Annotated in this window: 11 protein-coding genes; all 11 read left to right on the top strand. The window is 43.0% G+C overall.

Translation table 11 applies throughout. The features are described from left to right. Positions 1-26: 26 nt before the first annotated feature. The 11 genes from F6K57_RS00640 (at position 27) to F6K57_RS00590 (ending at position 21995) form a co-directional block, all read left to right on the top strand. Positions 27-194: a hypothetical protein gene (locus F6K57_RS00640; RefSeq protein WP_293061527.1), complete on the top strand. Its 168-nt coding sequence runs from the start codon at positions 27-29 to the stop codon at positions 192-194. Between the two features lie 9 nt (positions 195-203). Continuing rightward, entirely contained in the window at positions 204-1271 is a 1068-nt protein-coding gene (locus tag F6K57_RS00635; RefSeq protein WP_293063944.1) for a contractile injection system protein, VgrG/Pvc8 family, read from the top strand. Next, positions 1268-1915, top strand: coding sequence for a phage baseplate assembly protein V (locus tag F6K57_RS00630; RefSeq protein WP_293063942.1), 648 nt, complete (start codon positions 1268-1270; stop codon positions 1913-1915). The genes F6K57_RS00635 and F6K57_RS00630 overlap by 4 nt, the downstream gene beginning before the upstream one ends. Before the next feature lie 12 nt (positions 1916-1927). Further along, positions 1928-2326 (top strand): PAAR domain-containing protein, encoded by a 399-nt coding sequence (locus tag F6K57_RS00625; RefSeq protein ID WP_293063940.1) that lies wholly within the window; start codon positions 1928-1930, stop codon positions 2324-2326. Positions 2327-2339: 13 nt separating this feature from the next. After that, the gene (locus F6K57_RS00620; protein ID WP_293063938.1) at positions 2340-2732 is read left to right on the top strand and encodes a GPW/gp25 family protein; all 393 of its coding nucleotides are present in this window, start codon (positions 2340-2342) and stop codon (positions 2730-2732) included. Then, entirely contained in the window at positions 2732-6193 is a 3462-nt protein-coding gene (locus F6K57_RS00615; protein WP_293063935.1) for a putative baseplate assembly protein, read from the top strand. Before F6K57_RS00620 ends, F6K57_RS00615 begins: the two co-directional genes overlap by 1 nt. Before the next feature lie 12 nt (positions 6194-6205). Then, a complete protein-coding gene (locus tag F6K57_RS00610) occupies positions 6206-7210 on the top strand; it encodes a baseplate J/gp47 family protein (protein ID WP_293063932.1) in 1005 nt (334 codons plus the stop codon). A gap of 6 nt (positions 7211-7216) precedes the next feature. Then, positions 7217-8011 (top strand): phage tail protein, encoded by a 795-nt coding sequence (locus tag F6K57_RS00605; RefSeq protein WP_293063929.1) that lies wholly within the window; start codon positions 7217-7219, stop codon positions 8009-8011. 5 nt (positions 8012-8016) lie between these two features. After that, positions 8017-11298 (top strand): tail fiber domain-containing protein, encoded by a 3282-nt coding sequence (locus F6K57_RS00600; RefSeq protein ID WP_293063926.1) that lies wholly within the window; start codon positions 8017-8019, stop codon positions 11296-11298. Between the two features lie 252 nt (positions 11299-11550). Next, positions 11551-17049: a tail fiber domain-containing protein gene (locus F6K57_RS00595; RefSeq protein ID WP_293063923.1), complete on the top strand. Its 5499-nt coding sequence runs from the start codon at positions 11551-11553 to the stop codon at positions 17047-17049. Between the two features lie 149 nt (positions 17050-17198). Continuing rightward, on the top strand, positions 17199-21995 hold the full coding sequence (locus F6K57_RS00590; protein WP_293064145.1) for a DUF4157 domain-containing protein: 4797 nt from the start codon (positions 17199-17201) through the stop codon (positions 21993-21995). Positions 21996-22001: the final 6 nt, after the last annotated feature.

Here is a 22001-nt window from a genome sequence, read left to right as displayed (position 1 = left end):
TGATTGCTGTAGCAAGCCCAAGGGTGGTGCGTTACGGGGCGGACTATCCCAAGGCTGGCTACGAGGCGAAAAATAAGGGCAAGTCCGCCCCTAACGCACCCTACGCACTACTATTGCCTCTTGCCTCTTGCCTCTTGCCTGTTCCCTGTTCCCTACTCCCTACTCCCTACTCCCTACTCCCTACTCCCTTTTAACTTTTAAAAATGCCATTCACCCAACCCCAAGCCTCAATATTTACCGACTATGAAATTCTGGTTAATGGTTCGAGTTTACCAGAATCAGCACAGTTCCATATTACTGGGTTAACAGTAGACGAAGAGATTAATTTGCCCAATATGTTTACCTTAGAATTGGGCAGTTTGGATGTGCAGAAAGGGGAAGTATTGTGGCTGGATAACTCTTTGTTCACTATTGGGAGTACGCTAGAAGTGAAATTGGGTTACCGGGGAAACCTAACTACCCTCATGGTTGGGGAAATTACCGCTATAGAACCAGAGTTTACGATTCAGCGATTACCCAAAGTAATGATTAGGGGTTATGATCGCAGCCATCGCTTACATCGTGGTCGTCATACCCAGACTTTTGTGCAACTAAAAGATAGTGACATCGCAGCGCAAATTGCCCAGCAGGTTGGACTTTCTGCCCAAGTAGAAGATAGTGGGGTAGTGCATGACTATATTTTCCAAGCCAATCAAACTCATATGGAGTTTTTGCAAGAACGGGCAGGAAAAATTAATTATGAGGTGATGGTGGAAGATCGAAATTTAGTATTTCGACCTACGGCTAATCAAGATAGTGACATTCTCACCCTAATGTTTACTGATGACCTACTGGAATTTTATCCCTGTATGTCCTCTGCAAGTCAAGTGAATGAAGTCAAAGTACAGGGTTGGAATCCTAAAGAAAAGCAATCAATTATCGGACGCGCCACCACTGGTGATGAAGGTAGCAAGATGGGGGGAGAAACTAGTGGTGCAGCTTTAAGCGAAGATGCTTTTGGTACAGCAGTAAAAACCCTGAGCAATCACCCAATGATTACCCAAGCGGAAGCAGATCAGCTGGCTCAAGCCCGTTTTAAGCAACTCAATCTAGAGTTAATTAGTGGAGAAGGAATTTGTCGAGGGCGTACAGATTTACGAGCAGGAATAGTAGTTCAAATTGATGGTGTAGGCAAGCGCTTTAGCGGTCAATACTATCTTACCAGTGTCCTGCATCGCTATTGTAATAGCCAATATCATACTAAATTTACAGTGCGGAGGAATGCTCAATGAAATTGTCTGAACTACTTTTGGATAGTCAATCCCACCGAGCGATCGCATCTCGTATTTATGGTGTCGTAGTTGGTGTAGTTACCAACAATGAAGACCCAGAAGGACTAGGTCGGGTTAAAGTGAAATATCCCTGGCTAAGTGATGAAGATGAAAGTGACTGGGCGCGGGTAGCTACACTAATGGCAGGAAATGAAAGAGGGATTTATTTTTTGCCAGAAGTAGATGACGAAGTATTAGTAGCTTTTGAACATGGTGATGTCCGTTTGCCCTATATTATCGGGTCTTTGTGGAATGGTAAAGAATTACCACCAGCAACTAATGAAGATGGTGCTAATAATATCCGGGTAATCAAATCCCGTAGCGGTCATGTAATCCGTCTCAATGATGAAGAGGGGGCAGAAACTATTGAAATTGTGGATAAAACCGAGAAAAATAGTATTATTTTTGATACAGCTAACAACACCATTGCTATTACCACTGAAGGAGACATTACTTTATCAGCATCTCAAGGTAATATTAAACTAGAGGCACAAAATATTGAAATCAAATCTTCAGCAGATACCAAAGTTGAATCCGGTGCGGGAATGGAGCTTAACGCCAGCAGCACCATGAATCTTAAAGGTCAAACAATTAATCTCAACTAGTCTAATTTAATTATGGGACAACCAGCAGCCAAACAAGGGGACCAAATTACAGCCATTGATACTCATATTGTTATGGTACCCTCAGGAACAGGAACAGTACCTACTCCATTACCTCATCCTTTTGCGGGCATTATTAACGGCAACCTCAGCAGTGATGTCAATATTATGGGAATGCCAGCAGCAACTGTAGATAGCACTGCGGATAATACTCCACCTCATATTCCCACACCTCCTGGCACTTCCTTTCAAAGTCCTCCTGCTAATAAAGGAACGATTAAAATTGGTAGCCCAACGGTAAAAATTAACGGTAAACAAGCTGCCAGAAATGGAGATATTGCTGAGACTTGTAATGATCCGGCAGATGCACCAGTGGGGCAAGTAATCGCAGTGGGTACAGTTTTTATTGGCTGAAAAGGAGAAGGTTATGTCTAAACCATTTTTAGGTGTTGGAGTAGGATTTCCCATCAGTTTAGATACTAAGGGAGATTTCCAAATTGCGGAATATGAAGAGAGTGTGCGCCAGTCAATCGTAATTATCCTTGGTACTGCCAAAGGCGAGCGAGCCATGCGTCCCGACTTTGGTTGCAGCATTTATGACTTAGTTTTTGAGCCCAATTCACCTGCCACTGCTGGTAAAGTATCCCAAGCTATACAGGAAGCCCTACTGTTCTTTGAACCCCGCATTGATGTTATAGATGTGCGGGTTCAATCCCCTATTCCAGAACAAATGCTGGTCAATATCGACTATCAAGTGCGAGCAACCAATAATGTCTTTAACCTAGTTTATCCATTTTATCTAGAAGGGAGTGCAGGTTGATGGTTAAACTAGCGCCCAAAATTGATCAACGGACAGCAAAGGATATTGCCGATCAAGTTCTCTATGGACAAAATTCCTGTAAAGTAGTGATTTTTGCCTTCTCGCTCCTTATACAGAGCAGGTTATATCGACTCGCATTACTACTTCAGGAATTTAGAAAACATACAGATACAGGAGAAACTAAACCTCTTCAGGAACTTATCAAACACTATACAGGAAAAACTCAACCTGTTCAAGGAAGGAGTGCTGCTATAGTTAATATCTTTGCCCGTTTTGCCGAGATAATTATCGAGCGACTCAATCAAGTTCCCGATAAAAACTTCTTAGCCTTTTTAGATTTATTAGGAGCGTCTCGCTTACCCCCCCAACCAGCACGAGTACCCTTGACATTTTCCTTAGCTGCCGGAACTACCGTTGATGCAGTAGTCCCAAAAGGGACACAAGTTGCTGCACCTCCAGCGGAAGGAGAACAAGACCCTGTTATTTTTGAAACTGAACGGGAATTGGTAGTAACAGCCGCAAAATTAGACTCTATTTTTGTGCGGAATACAGAACAGGATTTGTATAGTAATCATAGTTCAATTATTACTACCCCAGCATCACCAGGTGTGGATGTTTTTCGGGGCAACCAAAGGATTGAACATAGTTTATACATTGGGCATAGCAAACTTTTAGGGTTTGCTGAAATTGATAACTTTAAAGTAACGATTAATTTATCAGAAGTCCTTAGTAATCCAGTAAACGTAAAATGGCAAATTTGGCAGGAAACGGAAGATGGAGCTAATTGGCAAAATATTACACCGAGCAATAATGAAACTACTGAAGGCTTGACTCAAATTGGCGATCGCGACATTCAATTTAGTAATATTACCGCTTTACCATTAACTACTGTTAATTCAGTAACTAGTCGTTGGCTTCGCTGCCAGTTAGTTACTGCCATTACCAGTTTCAATCAATTACCGAGAATTGCGGATATCAAACTTGAAGCTACTATCCTTTCCAATCAACTATTAATCGAAACGGCTTTTCTTAATCAATTACCCGTTGATTTAACTAAAGAGTTTTTTCCCTTTGGGGAAAAACCGAAGCTTGGGGATACCTTATATTTGGCAAGTAGTAAAGTTTTTTCTCAACAACATGCTCAAATTACTCTTCAGGTTAACTTGAGAAATCCCGCCACAGAAACTAGCGATGAACAAGATGACTTTCCTTTACCGACCAGAGCTTCGAGCAATTTAAGACTTAAATGGGAATTTTGGAATGGAAAAATCTGGCAAGAATTAGGTATTGCTAGCTTAGAAAATTCTGGATTCAGAGACACTACTCAAGTTTTTACTCAAAGTGGTCAGGTAGAGTTGACCTTATTTGAAAAACCTGCTCCCACAACTATTAATGGCGTAGAAAGTTTCTGGATTCGTGTGCGAATTAGTGCAGGTAACTATGGTCGAGAAGCATCCTATCAACAAGCAGGAAACAGCTATCAATTTCAGGAAGCAACTTTTGCGCCACCCTTGATTGACTCAATTGTAGTTAGCCACACCTTAACACTATCAGACGAAGAACCAGAATACGTTATCACCTATAATGACTTCGTTTATTTAACTAATAGTCCTAAACCTTTCTTTCCTTTTACAAGAACCGATATTGATAAACAAGCTTTCTATCTGGGCTTTAGTTTACCATTAGCTAGAACAGAATTTTCCAATCGTAAGATCAGCCTGTTTAACTGGGTAAATGAGGTTAAATATGGAGAAAAATTAGTACCATTTTCACCAAATAAAAGCAAAAAAAATGGAGAACCTGGCTCAATAGTTATCCATAATTTTTGCCTGACTAATAATATCTCATTAGCCGGATTTGAGGTTAAAATTTTCGGCACCAATTGGGAACCTAATATACCGGAATTATTAGATAGAGAAGCTAATTCAGAACAGGAATTAGAAATCCGTTTAGAAATTCCTGCTGATGCAAAACTAGAAGATAAAGATCGCGGGTTTTTACAAGTTAGTCAAAACAAGAATTCATCAATTGTTTACAATGCAGTCTTCGAGACAATTGTAGGTACACAATTGCCTAAAACTGAACAAGTTCAACTATTATGGGAATATTGGGATGGCCAAGAATGGCAACAACTAACCATAAGAGATGAAACGGAAAACTTTATCCGTTCCGGTTTAATTGAATTTCTGCCACCAGGGGATTTTGCACCAAGGGAAGACTTTAATTTACCTCCCCGTTATTGGCTGCGGGTTAAATGGTTCAAGGGTGACTACGACGTTGAACCTAGGCTGAAACAAGTACTGCTGAATACTACCATGGCAGCACAAACAGCTACGATCCAAAAGGAAATTGTTGGCTCCAGTGACGGGACTGAAAATCAAACGTTTCAGACAACTAGTCAGCCAATATTAGCAGGTCAAGAGCTGGAAGTGCGGGAACCGGAAATACCTTCTGCCCTAGAAAAGGAAAAAATTCTCCTTGAAGAAGGGGAAAAGGCTATTACGGTTACTACTAATGACACCGGAAGACCGCAAGAGATTTGGGTCCGTTGGCATCAAGTCCCGGATTTCTATCAATCAGAACCACGGGATCGCCATTATGTCTTTGATAATCTTACCGGAAAAATCACCTTTGGGGATGGACGCAATGGACTGATTCCTCCTCCTGGTCAAGGCAATATCCGCATGAGTCGTTATCAAACTGGTGGTGGAACTGCTGGAAACAAACCGGCTGGGGCGATTGTCCAACTCAAAACCACAGTCCCCTATGTGGACAAAGTGATTAACCATCAAGCAGCAGCAGGGGGGGCCCAAGCGGAAAGCCTTGACTCCCTAATCGAGCGGGCACCTAAGGAAATTCGCCATCGTCAGCGTGCTGTGACTAGGGAAGACTACGAAGATTTAGCCAAGCTGGCTTCACCAGAGGTAAGCAGAGCCAAGTGTGTACCCTTAGCCAATTTGAAAACCAATCCCCTGGCTGGACTGGAGACCAAGCCGGATTCATCGGGAACAGTGAGTGTAATTATTGTACCCCGCTCCACGGAAGCTAAACCCCTACCCAGTTTGGAGCTAATCAAGCGCGTCCAAAACTACCTACAAGCCTACACCGAACCCACAGTGGCAATCTCTGTAGTGGGCGCTCTCTATGTCCGTGTCAATATTACCACTGAAATTGCGGTTACTTCCCTAGAAGGATCTCGTGAGGTAGGACAAACCGTGGAACAAACCTTAGCTAGTTTTCTGCATCCCCTCACGGGGGGTTTTGACGGAATGGGTTGGAATTTTGGTCGTCAACCCTATAAATCGGACTTATACCGACTACTGGAGAGAGTGCCGGGAGTAGACCATGTTTCTAGCTTGGAGGTGAATGACATCGAAGAACTAGAAGGTGCTAGCCAGACTAATCGCTTTTTAGTCTATTCCGGCAACCACACCATCACTTTAACCTTTGTGGAATCCTGAGGAGGGTAACTCATGCCAATAGAATTGCCTAATCTTGATGACCGCACCTATGATGACTTGGTGCAAGAAGCCCTGGGTATGATTCCCAGCTATGCACCGGAATGGACTAATCACAATCCTTCTGATCCTGGTATTACCGTCATTGAGCTGTTTGCCTACCTTACCGAAATGCTGCTCTATCGGCAAAATCGGGTGACAGAGGCCAATATGCGGATGTTTTTACAACTGCTGAATGGACCAGATTGGCAGCAAACCAAGGATTTACAGACAGAGATTAAAGAGGCAATTACCCAAGTACGCGATCGCTACCGAGCCATCACCTGTGCCGACTTTGTGGAATTAGCCCGAGAAGTAGAAGCAGATAATACCGTTGCTAGGGCACACTGTATACCTCGACGTAACCTGGACTCGGAAAATGCCTTAGTCGAAAATACCTTAGTCGAACCTGTGGATCAACCAGGTCATGTGAGTATTGTGATTATCCCCGACAGCAATAATCGTGAAAATAGCCCCCCTCAACCAAGCTCAAGGCTGATTAACGAGGTAAAAAACCACTTAGAAGAACGGCGATTGATTGGCACGGCAATCCATGTAGTTATGCCACGCTACATCACCATTAGCATCAGATTAACCATACACCTCAACCGAGAAGCAGACGTAGCAACCACTAGGACCAACATAAATAACGCACTGGAAAACTTTTTCGATCCCCTACCAAATCCTGACAATCCTCAAGGTTGGCCATTTGGTCGAAATGTTTATGTTTCGGAAGTTTATCAACTACTTGATGAACTAGAAGGTGTGGATTATGTAGAAAAAACCAATAAGGAAGATAAAGACCAAGACGAAGTATTTTTTCCTCGTCCTGATGCCATAAACAATCAACAACGCCTAGTTTACACCAACGGACAGCTAAGTGCCATCGAGGTCAAACCAGAAGAACTAGTGTATTTAGATCTTACCGCCAGCGATATAGACATCATATCCCCCTTAGAAACCCTTGATTTCAACGGTTAAAAACCAATGAAAAACTCAGCCCCTTACCCCAGTAAACTTTTAGACTATCTGCCAGAGATTTATCAAAGCGATCCTTTCGTTGGTCAATTTTTACTACCCTTTGAAAATATTCTTTTGGGTCGTGCACATGGGATCAACTTTTGTGAGCAGGGTTTAGAAGAAAATATTGCCCGTATTTCTAATTACTTCCATCCCCAAAAAACACCCCCAGACTTCCTACCCTGGTTATCTAGCTGGGTGGCGTTGAGTCTCAGAGCAGATTTAGATGTCCAAAAACAACGGAAATTTCTGGCCAATACTGTCAGACTGTATCGTTTCCGAGGGACTAAAGACAATTTACAAGAACTGCTAGAATTATTTCTAGAGGACGAGGAAAAAGTCACCATTATCGACGCTTCCAATGCCGAATTTCAAATTGGTGACACCCAACTCCTGGAGCCCGAAAACCCAATTGACCTCGAAGAAATTCCAATTTACCCGGAAGGACTTCCCTCGCGATCGCTGCTTGGTAGAGGCACTTACCTTGGTGGTGGTATACCCCACTTTTTTATAGTAAGAATTACTCCAGCTCAAGGATTAAACCCAGAGCAACTCAAACGACAAATAGAAATCGCTAATGCCATCATCGAACAGGAAAAACCAGCCCATAGCAAGTACAGACTAGAAATTATTTACACCACGCAGATTGGTGGTACTTTTGATTCTGATTCTGATTCTGAAGAAGTTAAGGGTTCCCAGATTGGAATTAATACTATTTTGGGCAATATTACCGAAAATGACGAATCTATCTTAGGAGAGTAATGATTATGAAATATATTCAACGTCCCAATTACTTTACTTCCCAGTTTCTATTAGAAAAAGACTTTAACGATGAGCAAACCTACCATCGTGACATGCGCCTGCGTCACAATAGCTTACTCCATGAATGGGGTGTGGTGGAAGGATTAAAAGTAACCAGAGCCGAGCCGAAAAAAATTGCGGTTAGTGAGGGCATGGCCATTGATAAATATGGTCGAGAAATTATTCTTTTACCCGATTGTACAGTACCGGACACGATTAACACGATTAACTTAGATGTAGATGTATTAGAAGCCAATACAACTATTGAAATTACCGTCATCTATGATGAAATTAAGGATGATGGTGACGAAGTAGCGGTAGGTAATGATAAAAAATACACTCGCACCTCTGAACGTCCCAAGTTTGTCATTTACGGGAGTAAAACAAGTAAAGACAATCTCCAAGACGGTAATGTAGATGTAAAAACTGGTTTTGCCCCTACCGATGATAATGTGATTCTGTTGGCACGGGTGACCCTAGACAACAACGGTGAGGTTAGTGCAGTGGATAATTCTGTACGCAAGCTTGCTGGTGCTAAGTTATCTAACCTCGATAACTTAGAGCTAGATGGTACCATTTCCGCCGAAAACTTAAATCTGACCGGAAATTCAACCATTGATGGTGACCTGACAGTGAATGGAAACCTGGAAGTAAAAGGGGATGTGATTGCCCGTGATACCGAGCATATTGCTGGGGATGTGTCCTTGGGGGATGCGGATAATCATGAAGTGAAAGTTACAGGAGTAATTCGCTCAGGGCATTCATCTGGAGCGTTGAGGGTGGATGATGGGTTACATACCACTGGTGCTCTGACAGTGGATGGTAATGTTGGTATTGGCAAAAATAATCCTACGGAAAAATTAGAGGTAGCTGGAACTGTTAAAGCCACTAGGTTTGAAGGGGATGGTTCTGGTTTAACTGGTATTGGTGCTGGAAAGTGGTCTGATGGTGGTAGTAACGGTATTTACTATAACAATGGCAATGTAGGTATTGGTACAAATAGCACCTATGCTGAACTCACGCTTAACGGCTCAATCGGATTTGCCAACGGGACAGCCCCCATGATGTACATCCATCAAAGTGGTACAAGCAATGCACCTCGACCAATCATTGCTCATTCCCCACGTTATCGAAACTGGGGAGTTGAATACCGAGATCAGGAAGATCTAATGGTTTTTCAAGGAAGCGGACAACCAGTTTTATCAGTTGGTCTTCGTTATAAAAAAGTTGGTATTGGCATTACAAATCCTACGGAAAAATTAGAGGTAAATGGAACTGTTAAAGCCACTAAGTTTGTAGGGGATGGTTCTGGTTTAACTGGTATTAGCGCTGGTGCCACAAAGTGGTCTAATGGTAGTAATAACAGTATTTACTATAACCATGGCAATGTAGGTATTTGTACAAATCGCACCTATGCTGAACTCACGGTTAACGGCTCAATCGGATTTGCCAACGGGACAGCCCCCATGATGTACATCCATCAAAGTGGTACAAACAATGCACCTCGACCAATCATTGCTCATTCCCCATCTCATCCAAACTGGGGAGTTGAATACCGAGATCACGGAGATATAATGGTTTTTCAAGGAAGCGGAGAACCCGTTTTATCAGTTGGTCTTGGTTCAAAAAAAGTTGGTATTGGCACCAATAATCCTAGGCAGAAATTAGAGGTAGCTGGAACTGTTAAAGCCACTAGGTTTGAAGGGGATGGTTCTGGTTTAACTGGTATTAGGGCTGGCGCTGAAACCAAGTGGTCTGATGGTAGTAATAACAGTATTTACTATAACAATGGCAATGTAGGTATTGGTACAAATAGCACCTATGCTGAACTCACGGTTAACGGCTCAATCGGATTTGCCAACGGGACAGCCCCCATGATGTACATCCATCAAAGTGGTACAAACAATGCATCTCGACCAATCATTGCTCATTCCCCACGTTATCGAAACTGGGGAGTTGAATACCGAGAGCACGGAGATATAATGGTTTTTCAAGGAAGCGGAGAACCCGTTTTATCAGTTGGTCTTGGTTATAAAAAAGTTGGTATTGGCATTACAAATCCTACGGAAAAATTAGAGGTAGCTGGAACTGTTAAAGCCACTAGGTTTGTAGGGGATGGTTCTGGTTTAACTGGCATTAGGGCTGGCAGTGAAACCAAGTGGTCTGATGGTAGTAATAACAGTATTTACTATAACCATGGCAATGTAGGTATTGGGACAAATAGCACCTATGCTGAACTCACGGTTAACGGCTCAATCGGATTTGCCAACGGGACAGCCCCCATGATGTACATCCATCAAAGTGCTAGAAACAATGCATCTCGACCAATCATTGCTCATTCCCCATCTCATCGAAACTGGGGAGTTGAATACCGAGAGCACGGAGATCTAATAGTTTTTCAAGGAAGCGGAGAACCCGTTTTATCAGTTGGTCTTGGTTCTAAAAAAGTTGGTATTGGCACCAATAATCCTAGGCAGAAATTAGAGGTAGCTGGAACTGTTAAAGCCACTAGGTTTGAAGGGGATGGTTCTGGTTTAACTGGTATTAGGGCTGGTGGCACAAAGTGGTCTGATGGTGGTAGTAACAGGATTTACTATAATGCTGGCAATGTCGGCATTGGCACAAATAATCCTACTCAAAAATTAGAAGTGGCTGGAAGCGTCAAGGCCATTGCTACTAATACGGGCAATAGAACGGCCTATGGAGTTCAAAGCGTTGTAGGAGGCAATCGCAATGGCACTAAATTTGGTTTGTATGCACAAGCAACAGGTGGTACCAGTGGTAGCCGATTTGGTGTCTACGGCAGAGCCGATGCTCAGAATAATAGCAGTGCAATTGTATACGGTGTCTACGGTCGTGCCAGAGGTGGCAAAACTAGTTATGCTGGCTACTTCGATGGTAATGCAAATGTAACAGGTCATTTAACATATCGCACTATTGGGCAAGTATCCTCACGAGAGTTGAAAGAGAATATTAATACCCTGGCAATAGAAGATGCTATAGAAACCCTGGAAGGACTCAATCCGGTCCAATTCAGCTACAAAAAAGATCACCAAAAAGAAACCCACATTGGATTTATTGCGGAAGATGTGCCGGATTTAGTGGCCAGTCATGATCGGAAAACCCTCAGTCCGATGGATATCGTGGCGGTTTTAACTAAAGTGGTGAAGGAGCAAAACAATACGATTTCCTTGCTAATGGAGAAGGTACAAACTTTGGAACAGAAAACTCAATCTAGCGCTTTTTAGCCTTCTTCAGTACCTGCTATCCGCTCATTTCCAGTTAAAACACTCAGAAAGCTGAATTTATAAGGAAAATGAGGCTATTTAACTAACCAAAATTTCTGAATACTGCCTCTTTCCCCTGCTCCCTGCTCCCTGCTCCCTATTCCCTATTCCCTGTTCCCTATTCCCTATTCCCTGCTCCCTATTCCCTATTCCCTGCTCCCTAAAACCAATAATTTTTCCCAGACCCAATTTCAAAGTACTATAATAACCATAATGAAAAATATTCAACGTCCCAATTACTTTACTTCCCAGTTTCTAGTAGAAGAAGATTTTAAGGATGAGCAAGCCTACCATCGTGACATGCGCCTGCGTCACAATCGTTTACTCCATGAATGGGGTGTGGTGGAAGGATTAGAAGTAACTAAAGCCGGGGATAAAAAAATTGCCGTTAGTAAGGGTATGGCCATTGATAAAGATGGTCAAGAAATTATTGTTTTACCCAATTGTACAGTACCGGACACGATTAACACGATTAACTTAGATGGATTACCACTCAAGGCAACTATTGAAATTACCGTCATGTATCGGGAAATTAAGGACAAGGGTTACCGAGTAGGTAGCGAGATCAAATACACTCGCACCACTGAACGTCCCAAGTTTCTAATTTACGGGAGTAACACAAGTCAAGACAATCTCCAAGACGGTAATGTAGATTTAAAAAATGCTGATAGTGACCCTAGGGATGATAAAGAGATTCTGTTGGCACGGGTGACCCTAGACAACAACGGTAAGGTTAGTGCAGTGGATAATTCTGTACGCAAGCTTGCTGGTGCTAAGTTATCTACTGCAGATGCTTTTCGAGTCAGATACGACTACAATTTCTTTGGGGCTAATCAAGATGCTTTAGTGATTGAACAAAGAGATCTTAATCACCCTAATCCTGATGGAGGGATTGCTTTTGTTAATACGGGTAACGATGGAGTTGTAGAAACTGCCCTTGTTATTAAAGGAAACAGCAATGTAGGTATTGGGACAAATAATCCTAGTGAAAAAATAGAGGTGGCTGGAACTGTTAAGGCCACCAACTTAAACCTGACAGGAGACTCAACCATCGATGGTTCCCTAACCGTTGCTGGAAACCTGGAAGTACAGGGGGATGTGATTGCCCGTGATACCGAGCATATGCCTGGGAATGTGTCCTTGGGGAATGGTGATAATGATCAAGTGATAATTGCAGGGGTAATTCGCTCAGAGCATTCATCTGGGGCGCTGAGGGTGGATGATGCGTTACATACCACTGGTGCTCTGACAGTGGATGGCAATGTCGGTATTGGCACAACCTCTATTCATAATCCTCAGGATTGGAACAAAGTTTTAGACATCTTAGGTTCACAGCATGCTCGGTTAAATGTCAGGTCTGGTGGTGGGGTAGTAACCAGTGTTTTTAGTCATGATAGTTGGAATGGAGCCAGAGGCGTAATTGGAACGGAATCGAACCACCCATTGACCTTTGCTACTAACTATCAACACCGTATGACGATTGACCCCAATGGCAATGTGGGTATTGGGACAACTAATCCACAATCCCTTTTGCAAGTTGGAGATGGATTAGGAGGTGGTAATCGCCCCTGGATGACAACAGGACTACAAGTTGCTTGGGATAGTGACAATGTATTTCTAGGATTGAAAGATGAAGGGGCAGATCGCAAAGATTCTGTACTGGCATGGGGAGATAATACCAATGATGTATTCAGATTCATTTTTGCGGCGACCGGTGGTGCTGCAGATGATCAAGAAATAATGAGGTTACAGCCAAACGGCAATGTCGGCATTGGCACAAATAATCCTAGTGAAAAATTAGAGGTGGCTGGAACTGTCAAAGCCACTAAATTTCAGGGGGCAGGAAATTCAACCATCGATGGTTCCCTGACAGTGAATGGTTTGCTGGAAGTAAAAGGGAATGTGTCCTTGGGGGATGCGGATAATGATGAAGTGACAATTGCAGGGGTAATTCGCTCAGGGCATTCATCTGGGGCGCTGAGGGTGGATGATGCTTTGCATACCACTGGTCCTCTGACAGTGGATGGGAATCTCAGTGTTAGGGATGCGATCGCTACTGCTCAATTAAGTGTGACCGATCGGGTAACAGGTTCCCTTACCATAGAAAATAACTTAACTGTGGGTGGTGTGCTGGCTAGCACTTTAGAAGTATCTGGGGCTTTAAAATTAGCGACTACAGGAACTCAGATTTTTCATAGTACTAATGAATCCGGTACACCTACTGGAGATGGTTTTCGACTCAGGTACGACAACAATTTCTTTGGGACTAGTCAAGATGCTTTAGTGATTGAAAAAACCGATGGGAATGACCCTAATCCTGATGGAGGAATTGCTTTTGTTAATACGGGTAACGATGGAGTTGAAGAAACTGCCCTTGTTATTAAAGGAAATGGGAATGTAGGCATTGGGACAACGAATCCTAGTGAAAAATTAGAGGTGGCTGGAACTGTTAAGGCCACTAGTTCTGCTTTTGGTTCCCTGACAGTGGATGGCAATGTAGGCATTGGCACAACCTCTATTCATAATCCTCAGGATTGGAACAAAGTTTTAGACATCTTAGGTTCACAGCATGCTCGGTTAAATGTCAGGTCTGGTGGTGGGGTAGTAACCAGTGTTTTTAGTCATGATGATTGGAATGGAGCCAGAGGCGTAATTGGAACGGAATCGAACCACCCATTAACCTTTGCTACTAACTATCAACACCGTATGACGATTGACCCCAATGGCAATGTGGGTATTGGGACAACTAATCCACAATCCCTTTTGCAAGTTGGAGTAGGAGGTATTAGTGCCCCCCGCCCCTGGATGACAAGAGGACTACAAGTTGCTTGGGATACTGACCATCTATTTCTAGGATTGAAAGATCAAGGGGCAGATCGCAAAGATTCTGTACTGGCATGGGGAGATAATACCAATGATGCATTCAGATTCATTTTTGCGGCGACCGGTGGTGCTGCAGATGGTCAAGAAATAATGAGGTTACAGCCAAACGGCAATGTCGGTATTGGCACAAATAATCCTAGTGAAAAATTAGAGGTGGCTGGAACTGTCAAAGCCACTAAATTTGAGGGGGCAGGAGACTCAACCATCGATGGTTCCCTGACAGTGAATGGTTTGCTGGAAGTAAAAGGGAATGTGTCCTTGGGGGATGCGGATAATGATGAAGTGAAAGTTACAGGGGTAATTCGCTCAGGGCATTCATCTGGGGCACTGAGGGTGGATGATGCTTTACATACCACTGGTGCTCTGACAGTGGATGGTAATGTCGGTATTGGGACAACCAATCCTAGTGAAAAATTAGAGGTGGCTGGAACTGTCAAGGCCACTAACTTTGAAGGGGATGGTTCGGCTTTAACTGGTATTAGTGCTGGAAAGTGGTCTGATGGTGGTAGTAACAAGATTTACTATAATGCTGGCAATGTCGGCATTGGGACAAATAATCCTATTGAAAAATTAGAGGTGGATGGAGCTGTTAAGGCAAAGTCGCTGACTATCGAAGACAACCTCACTGTCAATGGCAAGATTACAACCTCTGGCATGATTAGGGGGTCATCAATGCCGCCTAATCTAATCAGAAATTCCTACATGAATATACTCGATGGCAACAAGCCTGCTGGGTACACCACCCTTGGGAATGTTACTTTAGAAGCAGCCCACCCTTTCACGAAAGGGTTTGAAGGACCCTATGTAGGAACAAAACCAGCCAATGCTGCCGATAGTGTAGATGATGCAACCGAAGAAAATCCTTATTGGTTTGGCATATCTAACAAAGGTGCGCGAATAAAAAGAGGTGGTTTAGCTGATGGTTGGGCTAGTTTTCCTGACGGTAAGATTTTGAAAATTACTGGGGATAATTCAGGACAACATACCATGATACTTTTTCCCTTTGAGTCCCGAGGTAATTTTTTAACCAAAAAGTACGTACATCTCAAAGCTTGGCTCAAGATTTCTTCCGGTAAACAAGTGGGATTTGGCGAACTTGCTGGGTGGGGTAACGGAAAGCCTAATAGTGGATTGATAATTACCAAGGAACAAAGTGATAATGCTCCAGATGGTTGGTATCGAGTAGATGGCGTAATTCCCACATCTGAGGTAACGAAGTTGGGTGGTCAGAGTTTTTCTATGGGTATAGCGGGTGACGACGCTGACGGATCTTTTGAAGTATATCTAGCCTTACCATACCTAGCCAATTTAGATAATGATAGCTGGCTTCCTAGTGTTTCTGATATGCTTTCGCGGGATGGGTTAACAGTTCATCCTACTTCTGGTAATGTTGGGATTGGGACAACAGATCCTAGTACAAAATTAGAGGTAGATGGAACTGTCCAAGCCACTAGGTTTGAAGGGGATGGTTCTGGTTTAACTGGGATTAGCGCTGGTGGTGAAACCAAGTGGTCTGATGGTGATAGTAACAGTATTTACTATAATGCTGGCAATGTCGGCATTGGTACCAAAACCCCTAAAAGCACACAGCATATTGTCGGTGACTTAGTTCTTGGCAAAGATGCCAATAACCAGAAGTTTATTTTTCATTCAAGAACTTTTAAAAATGGAGATTTACTCCACTTCACTTGTGATAAACCTGACGGGGAGTGGGATTGGAACAAAGGCATAATTTTCTATCGCAATGGTAATATCACCATTAGGAATAGCAAATTAGAGGTATCTGGAACGGTTAAAGCTACTAAGTTTGAAGGGGATGGTTCTGGTTTAACTGGTATTAGTGGCGACGGAAAGTGGCAGACCTTATCCGGTAACCATATTCGCTACAATGGCGGTGTTTTGGTTGGTAATTACCTTCTCCCTAGAACTAATGACTCCCAAGAAAGAGGAGTATCCGGTGCCAGCTTCGCCATAACAGAAAAAGTAAATAATATTCCGCGCTGCTACGGTGTTAGGGGTCATTTCCAGGGTTTTCTAACGTCTATCGTTGTAAAAGATGAAAAACATCCAGACGACGAAATTATAGTTAAAGATGAGCCTAATGATACCACAGATGATATTCTTAAAGAGAATATTTCAATTTTAGGAGGCATTACTCCGGAAAACAGTCCTGAGTCTGTGAAACCTGGGGATTTTATTGAACAGCGAACTGAGATATCTGTAGAGGCAGTTGATACCATTAAAGGGGGTACTGTTCAACCTATTGATACCATTGATACCATTGAAGGAGACATACCTTCAAAGCTAGGTTTTTTAAAATCTGGATATGGTGGCTATTTCACTGCTATCAATGGTGGGGCATCTACTGTCTACGGAGTTTACGGTGAAGTAACAGGTAGTGAAGGAAGTACCTCCTTTGGTGTTTACGGTAGTGCCAAAGGTGCTGGCAACAATTATGCTGGCTACTTCAATGGTAGAGTGCATGTAACAGGTAATATAACTGCTAAGGAGTTTATAAGAGCTAACAATCTCCAACAAAGATCCTCACGACAGCTCAAAGAAAATATTAATACCCTGGCAATAGAAGATGCCATAGAAACCCTGGAAGGACTCAATCCCGTCCAATTCCGCTATAAAGAAGATCACCAAAAAGAAACCCACATTGGATTTATTGCCGAAGATGTGCCAGATTTAGTAGCAAGTCGCGATCGCAAAACCCTCAGTCCGATGGATATTGTGGCGGTTTTAACTAAAGTGGTGAAGGAGCAAAATAACACGATTTCCTTGCTAATGGAGAAGGTACAAACTTTGGAACACAAAAGTCAATAGTTAAGACTAGATCCCCCTCAATCCCCCTTAATAAGGGGGAGGTAAGAAAACACTGATTTTTGCTTTCCCTCCTTGATAAGGGGGCTAGGGGGGAGCTAAAAGATTAGTTCAAAAATTACTTCTGAACAACTAACTGAAAGGTGAACCATATGGGTAATCAACGGGCAAGCCAAACCAAAAACAACCAAACCACCCCAACGGGGAAAACCGTTCAAGCCAAGCCAACCCCCTTGGCTACCCATAGTCCGGTTCACCCCCTCCTGAAACTGCAAAGCATCATCGGTAACCAAGCCGTCAATCGTCTCATCCAGACAAAAATGCAAGTGGGGGAACCAGATGATGTGTACGAAAAGGAAGCGGACACAGTTGCAGCCCAAGTAATGCGCATGCCAGCACCACCAGTGCAAAATCAAACAGAGGAAGAGGACATTCAAACTAAGCCCATAGCGCTACAGTTACAATCCGAGGAAGAGGAAATACAAACTAAGCCGATCGCCCTACAGTTACAATCCGAGGAAGAAGAAATACAAACTAAGCCGATCGCCCTACAGTTACAATCCGAGGAAGAGGAAATACAAACCAAAGCAAATCCTGGTCAAACCCCACAAGTATCCCCTAATTTAGAAACCAAAATCCAATCCCGACGGGGTACGGGTCAACTTTTGTCAGAATCCATCCGTAGTTTTATGGAACCAAGGTTTGGGGCTGATTTTAGTAACGTGCGGGTGCATACTGACTCTAGTGCTTCACAGATGAATAAGGAGTTGGGAGCCCAAGCCTTTACCCATGGTAGGGATATTTTCTATGGTGCGGGGAAGTCTCCTGGTAAGAATAGTTTGACGGCCCATGAGTTGACCCATACCATACAGCAGACCGGGGGAATTCAAGCGAAGGTAATTGATCAACAGGCCAAGAAGACAAATAAATTCGAAAATAAGACTGGGTTTGCTGTTCCGATCAAGGATAGTCCGGGGAATGGGGTCAATCAAGAATCTCAGACTCTTGTCAAGGATACTGATATAAAACCAGAAGTCGAGGGGGAAAATACAGTTAACACAGAGGTAGTTGCACCTCAAGAAACTGCTGCTCCTAAGGCTGAAACAGCCCCAAAGCCGGAAACAAATGCAACATCGGTTAGTTCTGGAGAAACTCCAGGGAAAAACCAGGAGGCAATGGCTCCAGAAGCAGCTAATCAAGGGATTAAAGCTGAGGTAAATCAAGAAACCACGGCAACACCTGCTGAAGCAACACCCCAAGAAACTACTCCTGCTTCCCCAGAGTCAGATCCAGATTTTAAAGCAGTGGTTGCTAAGGCTAAGGGAGTTGCCAATAAGGAAAAACAACACGCCCCAGCTAGTACAAAAGCGAAAGAAGCCCAAGATGCAGCGGAAAGTCCTGCCAAGGAAATAGAAAGCAAAGCCCAGGCCAATCAAGTGGGTGAGATGGAACAGGCTCCCACTCCTGGTTTTAATGCTGCTGCTTTCAAGGCTAAATTAATGGAGCGCATCAAGTCAGCAGCTCCGAAAACTCTTGAAGAAGCGGATGAGTTTAAGGATAGTAACAAACTGGCTTCTGTCAAGAGCCAGATCCAAAATACCGTTAAGCAAGAGCAAACTGCATCTCAAGCACCCTTAGAACAGAAGGCGAAACAAGCACCGGATACCAGCAGTATCGAACCGAAATCAGTAACTCCCCTACCTGCCAATGAAGCCGGAGCAGTAACCAAAAATATTGGTGCTCAAAAAGCTATTCCTAAAGCCAAGGGACAAGGTGAAGTGGAGGCACCGCTACAAGAAAGTAGCCAAAAACTTGACCAACAGATGGCTGACGCTGATATTACCTCGGAACAGTTAGCCAATTCCAATGAACCCCAATTCCAAACGGCTTTAGCAGCAAAACAAGAGGCTCAAACTAATGCCAGCCAAGCACCCCAAGCCTATCGTCAGTTCGAGCAAAACCAGTTAACCCAAGCCCAAGGGGAAGCTGCAACCACAGCTGGGCAACAACTGCAAGGAATGCATGGCTCCCGCGCTGAATTATTAGCTCAGGTTACCAATCAGCAAGTTGAAGCTAAGGGTAAGGATGAGCAAAAGCGAATTGATGTTGCTAGCCACATCAATGGTATCTACCAAAACACAAAAACGTCAGTTGAGAACATCCTGAATGGCATTCAAGGCGAGGTCATGAGTCGCTTTAATGCTGGAACCGAGCGGGCTAAAAAGGCTTATGAAAATTACGTTGCTCCATACATGGAGGACTATAAAAGCCGTTACGATGGTATTTGGGGCGCAGGCAGGTGGTTTAAGGACAAGCTTTTGGGAGTTCCCCCAGAAGTTACTGCCTTTTTTAAAGAAGGGCGGAATGAATATCTCAGTGAGATGGATGTAACCCTTACTGATATTGCTAACTATGTGACTGAGCAGCTTAACCTAGCCAAGGAGAAGATTGCAGAAGGTAGGCGAGAAACTCAGGAATATGTAGACGGATTACCTGCTTCTTTGCAGCAGGTTGGACAAGAAGCTGCTAATAATATTCAGAGTCAGTTTGATGGGCTAGAGCAAAGTGTTGATGATAAACACGGTCAGCTCATAGATACCCTGTCACAAGCCTACACTAAAAACCTCGAAGAATTGGATGCCCGTATTGAGGAGATGAAGGCATCCAATCAACCCTGGTTCGCCAAGGCATTTGATGCCATAACTGGAGTCATCGATACTATTAAGAAACTCAAAGACATGTTGCTGAGTGTCTTGAGTAAAGCGGCTAGTGTGATTGGTAACATTATTAAAGACCCCATCGGCTTCCTAGGTAACTTAATTAGTGGTATCAAACAAGGCTTTGAGAATTTTGTCGGTAACATTGGGCAACATCTACAAGCCGGTTTAATTGGCTGGTTAACTGGAACCCTGGGACCGATGGGTATTCAACTACCCGATGACATCTTTAGCTTACCGGGAATATTCAGCTTAGTAACCCAAGTCTTGGGCTTGACATTTAATTACATTCGTGGTAAAGCAGTCAAACTCTTTGGGGAACCAGTAGTAGCTGGCATGGAGAAAAGCGTCGAAATATTCCAGGTATTACGCGATCGCGAACCCATGGGACTGTGGGAACATGTTAAGGAACAGTTCAACGACCTGAAACAAACAGTCATCGAAGAAATCAAGAACATGGTAGTTACCCAGGTGATCACCGCCGGGGTGAAGTGGGTTCTGAGCTTGTTAAATCCCGCATCAGCATTTGTCAAAGCCGCCATGGCAATTTATGATATAATAATGTTCTTTGTCAATCGCGGTAGTCAGGTGCTGGAATTGGTAAATGCGGTGGTGGATGCCGTGAGTGCGATCGCATCTGGTGCAGTTGGTGGTGCAGCGAAGTTGGTAGAGAATGCTTTAGCGAAAGCTGTACCTGTGGTAATAGGGTTCTTGGCTTCCTTGTTGGGTATTGGTGGTTTGGCGAAGAAGGTTGAGAATATTATTGGTAAGATTCGCGAGCGGATTGACAAGGCGATTGATAAGGTGTTGTTGAAGGCGAAGGGGTTGTTTAAAGGGAAGAAGGGTAAGGACAATAGCAAAGAGAAACGAAAGGAAAAGCCAGATTCGCAAAAGCTTTTAAAAGACGTGCTAGGCATGGTGGAGCCTTATGAAAATAAATCGAATAAAAAGCACACACTTGACTTTGAACAGAAAGGTAAAGACATTATTCTTTATCGAAAGAGCATTCCCACTGACTTGAGGGAACATGTTAAGAATATTCGAGCTGCAATAAGCAATCCCGATCCGCAAAATCAACAAATAATCAAGAAATATAATGTGTCAGGAAGCTTGAATAAAATTGAAAAGGCCTTGACAAATGATATTGATCCTAAGATTGATGCCATTGAGAAATTCCTCACAAATTCTCAAGGAAGAACTACTAGTAATTTTGGTATTGATCATGGTAAAATAATTAAAGAAACGCTGGATTTTATTGCTAATTCCCTAGAAAATATTCCTGAAATTTATAAGGATGACAAAGGGAATCTATCATTCGTAGACAATACTTCTCAGGCACGGCCAAAATCAAAGGATGTTGACTTTGAAACGACTCCTTTAACTTTATCTGATGGGACAATAAGTAAAGATGGAAAAGTTATGACAGCACCTTTGCTGTCTATTAAAGGACCAAGTAATACTTCTGGAAGCCAGCCTACCTCGGCTGGGCGTTCAGTTTTATGGAAGAAACTCAGGCAAAAAGGTCGAACCATTGTATCAGCTCACTTGCTAAATCATCAGTTATTTGGGAAGGGCAATGACTCGGAGAACTTAACGCCTATTCCAAGCATTAAAAATAATCCAGAAATGGAAAAGAATATGGAGCGACATGCAAAAGATGCGGTTTTCAAAGAAAATAAGGTTATCAAGTATGTTGTGAAAGTCACCTATGGAAATAAAACCAGCGTATCAGCAACTGATACAGATGCTGGCAAACAAGAAAATGAACCAGGTGGAATTCCTGAAGACAAGCTAATTCCAACAAAAATTGAAGCAAAGCTCCATGAAATGGTACCTACTTCCACGGCGGAGGAGGATATGAATAAACCAGAAAATTGGACTCAAGGTAAAGAAATTAAGACTGATGATGTCAATATTGAATACACAACAGATCTAAAGATAGGTGAAGAAGGTGAGCAATTCAAAGCAGCAGATCTTGATGATCATACTTTAATGGCAGAAAATAAGATAGATGAAGAAGCAATAAATGCTATCACAGGAGCGATTCAAAAGGCTTCGGCAAACTCTGTGCAGATTAATACTCTAACACTGCTAATCAAATATATGGAATTACTAGAAAGGATTTCTCAGCCTGTAATCAAAGAAGTCAAGACAGCTCATGAGGAAAATAAGATTAAAATAAAATATGATGTAGAAAAAGCTAAAGATAATCTTAATGATGAGCAAACTTAAATATCA

Origin of the sequence: Moorena sp. SIO4A5, assembly GCF_010672005.1 — a bacterium.
GTDB lineage: Bacteria > Cyanobacteriota > Cyanobacteriia > Cyanobacteriales > Coleofasciculaceae > Moorena.
The sequence above is the reverse complement of the archived record's forward strand: the minus strand, read 5'-3'. Positions and strand labels throughout refer to the sequence as shown.

Coding starts and splice junctions, on each gene's coding strand:
- F6K57_RS00635 (WP_293063944.1), top strand. CDS start 204: ATGCCATTCACCCAACCCCAAGCCTCAATATTTACCGACTATGAAATT.
- F6K57_RS00630 (WP_293063942.1), top strand. CDS start 1,268: ATGAAATTGTCTGAACTACTTTTGGATAGTCAATCCCACCGAGCGATC.
- F6K57_RS00625 (WP_293063940.1), top strand. CDS start 1,928: ATGGGACAACCAGCAGCCAAACAAGGGGACCAAATTACAGCCATTGAT.
- F6K57_RS00620 (WP_293063938.1), top strand. CDS start 2,340: ATGTCTAAACCATTTTTAGGTGTTGGAGTAGGATTTCCCATCAGTTTA.
- F6K57_RS00615 (WP_293063935.1), top strand. CDS start 2,732: ATGGTTAAACTAGCGCCCAAAATTGATCAACGGACAGCAAAGGATATT.
- F6K57_RS00610 (WP_293063932.1), top strand. CDS start 6,206: ATGCCAATAGAATTGCCTAATCTTGATGACCGCACCTATGATGACTTG.
- F6K57_RS00605 (WP_293063929.1), top strand. CDS start 7,217: ATGAAAAACTCAGCCCCTTACCCCAGTAAACTTTTAGACTATCTGCCA.
- F6K57_RS00600 (WP_293063926.1), top strand. CDS start 8,017: ATGAAATATATTCAACGTCCCAATTACTTTACTTCCCAGTTTCTATTA.
- F6K57_RS00595 (WP_293063923.1), top strand. CDS start 11,551: ATGAAAAATATTCAACGTCCCAATTACTTTACTTCCCAGTTTCTAGTA.
- F6K57_RS00590 (WP_293064145.1), top strand. CDS start 17,199: ATGGGTAATCAACGGGCAAGCCAAACCAAAAACAACCAAACCACCCCA.